Source organism: Falsiroseomonas oryzae (genome assembly GCF_027856955.1).
Classification (GTDB): Bacteria; Pseudomonadota; Alphaproteobacteria; order Acetobacterales; family Acetobacteraceae; genus Falsiroseomonas; species Falsiroseomonas oryzae.
In genome coordinates this window covers 1-4214 of sequence record NZ_JAPSMD010000454.1, presented here as the reverse complement: position 1 = coordinate 4214, position 4214 = coordinate 1, and the positions used below count along the sequence as shown (strand labels likewise).

3 protein-coding genes and 1 pseudogene are annotated in these 4214 nt (G+C 71.7%); 3 read left to right on the top strand and 1 reads right to left on the bottom strand.

The genetic code is table 11. The annotated features are described in order from the left end of the window. The 3 genes and pseudogenes from OZN99_RS26830 to OZN99_RS26820 all read left to right on the top strand — a co-directional run. A pseudogene (locus OZN99_RS26830) lies at nt 1-219 on the top strand (hypothetical protein); the annotation flags it as partial. Between the two features lie 93 nt (nt 220-312). Next, on the top strand, nt 313-1467 hold the full coding sequence (locus OZN99_RS26825) for an alpha/beta fold hydrolase (RefSeq protein WP_270938294.1): 1155 nt from the start codon (nt 313-315) through the stop codon (nt 1465-1467). 92 nt (nt 1468-1559) lie between these two features. Then, the gene (locus OZN99_RS26820) at nt 1560-3182 is read left to right on the top strand and encodes an ABC-F family ATP-binding cassette domain-containing protein (RefSeq protein WP_270938293.1); all 1623 of its coding nucleotides are present in this window, start codon (nt 1560-1562) and stop codon (nt 3180-3182) included. 3 nt (nt 3183-3185) lie between these two features. Here the strand turns inward: OZN99_RS26820 and OZN99_RS26815 are convergent. Further along, nucleotides 3186-4214: HAD-IC family P-type ATPase (locus tag OZN99_RS26815; protein ID WP_270938292.1), on the bottom strand; the 1029-nt coding region annotated here is incomplete at its 5' end.

Genomic DNA, 4214 nt, shown 5'->3' with positions numbered 1-4214 from the left:
GAGGCCGCGCTGCGCGAGGCCGAGGCACGGGCCACGCAGCTGCGCCAGGCGGCCGCGGAGGCCGAGCAGCGCGCGGCGCAGCAGCGCCAGCAGATGGACGCATCGGCCCGCGAGGCGGAGGCGCGGCTCGCGCAGCTTCGCCAGGAGATCGCTGCGGCCGAGCAGCGCCTGCAGGAGCAGCGCAGCCGCGTGCCGGAGCCGGCGAGCGGGTCCAACTAGCCCGGCCGCAAGGCCGCTGGACTCCGCACCCTGCGCCGGTGGACGCTTGCATCCGCAGGGCGCCGCAGCGCGCCCGCTGCGGAGGAGCACACCATGTCCAAACCTGTTGCGGCGCTGGCGCTCGGCGCCGCGCTGCTGGCCCTGCCGGCGCTGGCCCAGGCGCCGGCGGTCCAGACCTGCCAGCTGGGCGACCTGCGGCTGGAAAGCGGGCAGGTCATCCCGAACTTCCGGATGACCTACATCACCCACGGCACGCTGAACGCGGAGCGCAGCAACGCCATCCTCTCGATCCACGGGCTGCGCGGCGACCGCACCACGCAGTCGCCCTGGGCGGGGCCGAACCAGGCGCTCGACACGACGAAGTATTTCGTGATCCAGCCGGACACGCTCGGCGTCGCCTCGCTCGATCCGGATGCGACGACCTCGCCGACGCGGTCGGGCATGAACATGGCCTTCCCGCGCTTCACCATGCGCGACATGGTGAACGCCGAATACCGCATGGTCACCGAATGCCTGAACATCCGCCGACTGGTGGCGGTGACCGGCACCTCGATGGGCGGCATCGCCTCCCTGCAATGGGCGGTCAGCTATCCGGACTTCATGCAGGCGGTGATCCCGCTGGTGCCGCAGGCGCATGCGAACCGGCAGGTCAACTTCATCTGGGAAGCCGCGCGCCAGGCCATCATGCTCGATCCGAAGTGGCGCGACGGGAACTATCCGAACGATGACCGGCCGGTGCGCGGCACCGGCGTGGGCATGATCATCCAGAACGCCTTCGGCATCTCCGCCGGCGGCTTCGAGGCGCTGTTCGCGACGCGGGAGCAGGTGCACCGGAACTACGCCCAGCAGGTCGAGCAGATCGGCGCCAGCACGCAGGCGCGCGACTGGATCTACCGCACATGGGCGATCGAGAGCCACGACATCGCGGCAGCACCACCCTTCAACGGCGACCTCGTCGCCGCCGCGCGATCCATCCGCGCGCGCCTGCTGCTGATCCCGAACTGCTTCGACCAGCTCCTGCCGCCCGGCGAGAGCGGCGTGATGACGGTGGCGATGCACGCGCCCGACGCCAAGGTCGTGGACATCGACGACCTCGGCGGCCATGGCGGCACGCGCAGCCCGCGCGGCATCGCGACCATCACCGCGGAGGTGCGCGACCTGCTGCAGCGGATCGAGCAGGGGCGCCCGGGCTTCGGCGGCCCGCGCTATCCCCGCCACTGGGCCCGCCCGGACCGCTGTCCGGGCTGAGCGGCGCGTGGCCCGGCGGAACCCGGGCCACTCTCTCCCCGGCGCGGGGCGTGCCATAAGCGCGCCGCAACCGCAGCAAGCCCCCGCCGGACATGATTCGCCTCGACAGCGTCAGCAAGCAGAACGGACGCCAGATCCTCTTCATCGAGGCCTCGGCCGCGCTCCAGAAGGGCGAGAAGATCGGCCTGGTCGGGCCGAACGGGGCCGGCAAGACCACGCTGTTCCGCATGATCACCGGCCAGGAGCCGCCCGACGAGGGCCAGGTGGTGGTCGATCGCGGCGTCAGCATCGGCTTCTTCAGCCAGGACGTGGGCGAGATGTCGGGGCGCAGCGCGGTGGCGGAGGTGATGGACGGCGCCGGCGACGTCAGCACCGTGGCGGCCGAGCTGCGGGAGCTGGAAGCCGCCATGGCGGACCCGGACCGCGCGGAGGAGCTCGACGCCATCATCGAGCGCTTCGGCGAGGTGCAGGCGCGCTTCGAGGAACTGGGCGGCTACGCCCTGGAAGGCCGCGCGCGGGAGGTGCTGGCCGGCCTCAGCTTCAGCCAGGAGATGATGGACGGCGACGTCGGGGCGCTCTCCGGCGGCTGGAAGATGCGCGTCGCGCTGGCGCGGATCCTGCTGATGCGCCCGGACGTCATGCTGCTGGACGAGCCGAGCAACCACCTCGACCTCGAGAGCCTGATCTGGCTGGAGAGGTTCCTCACCGACTACGACGGCGCGCTGCTGATGACCTCGCACGACCGCGAGTTCATGAACCGCATCGTGCGCAAGGTCATTGAGATCGATGGCGGCGCGCTGACCACCTATTCCGGCGACTACGCCTTCTACGAACAGCAGCGCGCGCTGAATGAGAAGCAGCAGCAGGCGCAGTTCGAGCGGCAGCAGGCGATGCTGGCCAAGGAGATCAGCTTCATCGAGCGCTTCAAGGCCCGCGCCTCCCACGCCGCGCAGGTGCAGAGCCGGGTGAAGAAGCTCGAGAAGATCGACCGCGTCGAGCCGCCGAAGCGCCGGCAGACCGTCTCCTTCGACTTCCCGCCGGCGCCACGCTCCGGCGAGGACGTGGCCAGGCTGCGGAACGTGCACAAGCGCTACGGCGAGCGGGTGATCTACGACGGGCTCGACCTGCTGGTGCGGCGGCGGGAACGCTGCTGCGTCATGGGCGTGAACGGCGCGGGCAAGTCCACGCTGCTGAAGCTGGTCGCCGGCGCCACCGAGCCGGACGAGGGGACCGTCGCGCTGGGCGGCAGCGTGAAGCTCGGCTATTTCGCCCAGCACGCCATGGAGCTCCTGGACGGCGAGCGCACGGTGTTCCAGTCGCTGGAGGACGAGTTCCCCCGCGCGCCGCAGGGTTCGCTCCGCGCGCTGGCGGGGTGCTTCGGCTTCTCCGGCGACGAGGTGGACAAGCCCTGCCGCGTGCTGTCGGGCGGCGAGAAGGCGCGGCTGGTGATGGCGAAGATGCTCTACGACCCGCCGAACTTCCTCGTGCTGGACGAGCCGACCAACCACCTGGACATGGCGACGAAGGAGATGCTGATCGCGGCGCTCTCACAGTACGAGGGGACCATGCTGTTCGTCTCGCACGACCGGCATTTCCTGGCGGAGCTGTCGAACCGCGTGCTGGAGCTGACGCCGGAGGGGCTGCTGCAATACGATGGCGGCTACACCGAATACGTTGCGCGGTCCGGCCACGAGGCGCCCGGGCTGCGCAGTTGAGACTCAGGGGCGGGCCGCCTTCCGCCGCCGCAGCGCCTTCTCCGCCTCCACCGCCAGCAGCAGCGCCACGCCCGTCCCGGCGCAGAGCGCCAGCTCCGCCGGGCCCAGCGCGACGGTGCCGAAAGCGGCCTGCAGCGGCGGCGCCCAGGTGAACAGCGCCTGCGCCGCCAGGGCCGCGGCGATGCCGGCCCAGATCGCCGGCGTGCCGCGCAGCCCCTCCGCCGAAAGGCCGCTGCGCAGGGACTGCCGCGCGGCGAAGAGGTAGCCGATCTCCATCGCGACGATGGCGTTCACCACCATGGTGCGGCCGGCCGCGTCCGGCAGACCGCGCGATGCGGCCCACAGGTCCAGCGCGAAGGCCATCGCCGCCATCAGCACGGAGACGAACAGCATCCGCCACAGCAGCAGCCGCTCCAGCAGCGGCGCGTCAGGGCGGCGCGGCGGGCGCGCCATCACGTCGCGCTCCGGCGGCTCGAAGGCCAGCGTCAGGCCGAGGGCGACGGTGGTCACCACGTTGATCCAGAGGATCTGCAGCGGCGTGATCGGCAGCGCGAGGCCCAGCAGCAGCGCCACCAGCAGCACCAGCGCCTCCCCGCCATCCGCGGGCAGGGTCCAGGCGATCACCTTGCGGATGTTGTCGTGCACCGTGCGGCCTTCGCGCACCGCGGCCGCGATGGAGGCGAAGTTGTCGTCGGCCAGGACGATATGCGCTGCCTCCTTCGCCGCCTCCGTGCCCTTGCGGCCCATGGCTATGCCGATGTCCGCGCGCTTCAGCGCCGGCGCGTCGTTCACCCCGTCGCCGGTCATCGCCACCACTGCGCCGCCCTGCTGCAGCGCTTCCACCAGCCGCAGCTTCTGTTCCGGCGAGACGCGCGCGAAGACGTCGGTGGCCGCGGCGGCGCGGCGCAGCTCCGCCGCGTCCAGCGCGTCCAGCTCCTGCCCGGTCAGCGGCTCCGCGGTGCGCCGCAGGCCCAGCGCGGCCGCGATGGCGCGCGCCGTACCCGGATGGTCGCCGGTGATCATCGCCACGCG